Consider the following 3,725-nt stretch of genomic DNA (forward strand, 5'->3'; position numbering starts at 1 on the left):
GCGGATCAGTCTTTTCTGTTTTCTGCTCCTTGAGACGCTGCCCCTCTTTGCCCAAGGTCTTAAGATTCAACGTATTAACCCTACCAACTGGTACGTGGGGATGAAAAATCAGCAGGTACAGTTACTGGTATACGGGCCGAATATCAAAGGTGCGAAAGTGAAGGTCAATTACCCCAGCGTATTTGTCGATCGAGTCCATCAGGTGGAAAGCCCGAATTATGTGTTTGTGGATCTGACCATTGGGGCGGATACTAAACCAGGCACACTACAGCTTCAGTTTTCGAAAGTATTTCCCCTGACGGAAAAACGAAATAATAGTACCATTGTCAGCGGTGGCCGAGAAATGATTATCACGGTACCTTATGAACTAAAGGCTCGTACCGCCCGCCCTCAAACCGTCGATTCGCGGGACTTTGTGTATCTACTGCTTCCCGACCGATTTGCCAATGGCGATCCTTCCAATGACCGTTTCGCGGATATGGCCGATACGCAACTGGACCGTAACAATCCATTCCTACGGCACGGTGGCGATCTGGCGGGTATTATGAAACACCTCGATTACTTCAAAGAACTAGGCATAACGACCTTGTGGCTTAATCCCGTGATCGAAAACGACCAGCCTACCACCAATGAAGGCGGGGTCATGCGTTCGTCTTACCACGGCTACGGCTTTACCGATCATTACAGCGTTGACAAACGCCTGGGCGGAAATGAAGCTTACCTGAAACTCGTAGCGGCGGCTCACGCCAAAGGGTTAAAAATCATGCAGGATGCGGTGTATAATCACGTGGGAAAGAACCACTGGCTGGTTCGGGATTTACCCGCCAAAGACTGGCTCAACCAGTGGCCGCAGTACCAGAACACCACGTATAAAGATCAGCCCGTCGTAGACCCCTACGCTTCGGAGTACGACCGCAAGGTAAGTCAGGATGGCTGGTTCGTCCCTTTCCTGCCCGATCTGAATCATAAAAATTCGTACGTAGCGAACTTTCTGATTCAACATGCCCTCTGGACGGTCGAGTATTTCGGCATCGATGCCTGGCGGGTTGATACGTATTTTTACAACGATCTGAACTTCATGAATACGCTCAACCAGCGGCTACTGGAAGAGCATCCCAACCTGTACATCTGTGGTGAAAACTGGGTAAACAGTGTCACAAATCAGGCATACTTCGTGAAGAATAAACTCAACGTCCCGTGGAAGAGCAATCTACCCGGAGCCATTGATTTTCAGATCTATAACGCTAGCAATGATGCCCTGAATCAGAACATAAACCGCTGGTACGAAACGCTGGGGCAGGATCTCCTCTATGAAGATGCATTCCGCAATCTGATTTTTCTCGACAATCATGATCTGGATCGCTTTTATTCGGTGATTGGGGAAAATTTGGACAAGTATAAAATGGGCATAACTTTTTTGCTTACGACCCGCGGTATACCCCAACTTTATTACGGAACGGAGCTTCTCATGAAGAATTTTAAAAATCCATCGGATGCTGAAGTTCGTAAGGATTTTCCGGGAGGTTTCGCCAATGACCCTGCCAACAAGTTTACAGCCGCTGGCCGAACCGCTACCGAAAATGAAGCTTTTACCTATGTACGTACGCTGGCTAGCTTCCGTAAAACCTCCACAGCTCTGCAAACAGGAAAATTGACGCAATTTTTGCCACTGGACGGAATCTATGCGTATTTTCGGCACGATACTAAGGGTACGGTAATGATACTCATGAACGCCAACAAGACGGAGAAAACGATAGATACGGACCGCTTTCGTGAACGTATGAATGGCTTTTCTTCAGCCAAAAATGTACTGACGGGAGTCCGGGTATCGAATCTACAGCAGATTCAGATTCCCGCTCGTTCCTCCCTTGTACTGGAGCTTCAATAACTGGAAACCAAAACTTTAGATTGCCTTGAAAGCTTGCCTGTTTGATCTTGACGGAGTAATTGTTGATACGGCTATTTATCATTTTAAAGCCTGGCGACGACTCGCCAATGAACTGGGTTTTGACTTCACGGAACACCAGAACGAACAGTTGAAGGGTGTTTCCCGCATGGAGTCGCTGGAGTTGATTCTGCAATGGGGTGGCGTTACTTTATCCGATGAAGAAAAACAGCAATGGGCCGCTCGCAAAAACGAATGGTATCTGGCCTATGTCAATCAAATGACGCCGCAGGAAGTTCTTCCCGGCGTTCGTGACTTTCTTGATTCCTTACGAAAAGCGGGCATTGGCATTGCCTTGGGTTCTGCCAGTAAAAATGCCCGACTGATTCTGGAGCGAATTGACATGCTCGACGCCTTTGATGCCATCATTGATGGTACGCATACGACCAAAAGCAAACCTGATCCGGAAGTTTTCTTACTCGGAGCCCAGGCCTTACACCAAAATCCCGCCGATTGTGTCGTCTTTGAAGATGCCGTGGCCGGCATTGAAGCCGCCCACCGGGGAGGAATGAAAGCCGTAGGTGTCGGATCTCCCGAAGTACTCACGGAAGCGGATGTCGTGATTACGGCCTTCACGGAAACCAGTTGGACCAAGCTCAGCGACGAACTGCTGGGATGGCAATAAACCCCTTTTGAAAAGAACTCACGTACGCTCAGACCTCTCCTGACTGGGCGTACTTCACATATCGATTAGGTGACCCCTCCTATGGAAACAACTAATCACTGAACTTAAACTCGGATGAAAAATTATTTGAAACACGATGAATGGTGCATCATCGAAGAAGGCTTTCATGCGGACTGGAATGAAATCACCGAATCGGTTATGTCTCTGGGCAATGGCCGGATGGGGCAGCGGGGCAATTTTGAAGAAGGCTACTCCGGCAAAACCCTGCCGGGTAACTACGTAGCCGGAGTCTACTTTCCGGATAAAACCCGGGTTGGCTGGTGGAAAAACGGTTACCCCAATTACTTTGCAAAGGTCATAAATGCCGCCAACTGGATTGGTATCCAGATTGAGCTGGAGGACGAAAAACTGGATCTGGCGAACTGCCACGTGCACGAATTCCGTCGGACCTTGAACATGAAAGAAGGCTGGCTGAGTCGTTCGTTTGTGGCGATGCTGCCTTCTGGCAAACAGGTGGGCGTCACGGCGAAACGGTTTTGTTCGCTCACGCACGATGAAGGCGGGGTAATTCGCTACTGCATCAAACCCCTGAATTTTGATGGTAAACTCACCATCATGCCCTACATCGACGGGACGATTTCCAACCGCGATTCCAATTACGATCAGAAATTCTGGCAGGAAATTCACCGGGAAACGGGTTTTGCCGAAGGCTACCTCCACCTGACTACGGTACCGAATGAGTACGGGGTACCACAATTCGAAGTCGTTACGGGTCAGAAATTTTCTTTATACAAAGACGGAGCTTCGTTTCCGTTTCAGGCCTTGCCCGTCAAGCAGGAAGGTTTCGTTAGCAGTCGCATTCAGTTGGACGTCATTGCTGGTGAAGAAATTGCTCTGATCAAATACGCCTGCAACCTGAGTGACCAAAATCACGCTCGCCAAGACCTACTCGCCCACGCCAAGACGTATCTGGCTACCATGGCCGAAAAAGGATACGAACAACTCTTGCGGGAACAAATCGAAGCCTGGGCTCAGAAATGGCAGCAGATGGATATTGTCATTGAAGGAGACGTCGCGGCTCAGCAAGCCATTCGGTTTAATCTGTTTCAGCTTAGTCAGACCTATACCGGAGAAGACGATCGCCTCAACATTGGT

General features: G+C 49.0%; 2 protein-coding genes and 1 pseudogene. All 3 read left to right on the forward strand.

The annotated features are described in order from the left end of the window. Positions 1–4: 4 nt before the first annotated feature. On the forward strand, positions 5–1,888 hold the full coding sequence (locus ACOJTG_RS18870) for an alpha-amylase family glycosyl hydrolase (protein WP_420155244.1): 1,884 nt from the start codon (positions 5–7) through the stop codon (positions 1,886–1,888). Positions 1,889–1,907: 19 nt separating this feature from the next. Next, positions 1,908–2,570 carry a beta-phosphoglucomutase gene (gene pgmB / locus ACOJTG_RS18875; protein WP_420155245.1) on the forward strand — a complete coding sequence of 221 codons (663 nt, stop codon included), beginning with the start codon at positions 1,908–1,910 and terminating at the stop codon, positions 2,568–2,570. Between the two features lie 114 nt (positions 2,571–2,684). Continuing rightward, positions 2,685–3,725, forward strand: a pseudogene (locus ACOJTG_RS18880) (glycoside hydrolase family 65 protein); the annotation flags it as partial.

The sequence above is a fragment of the Siphonobacter sp. genome, from assembly GCF_048595215.1.
Classification (GTDB): domain Bacteria; phylum Bacteroidota; class Bacteroidia; order Cytophagales; family Spirosomataceae; genus Siphonobacter.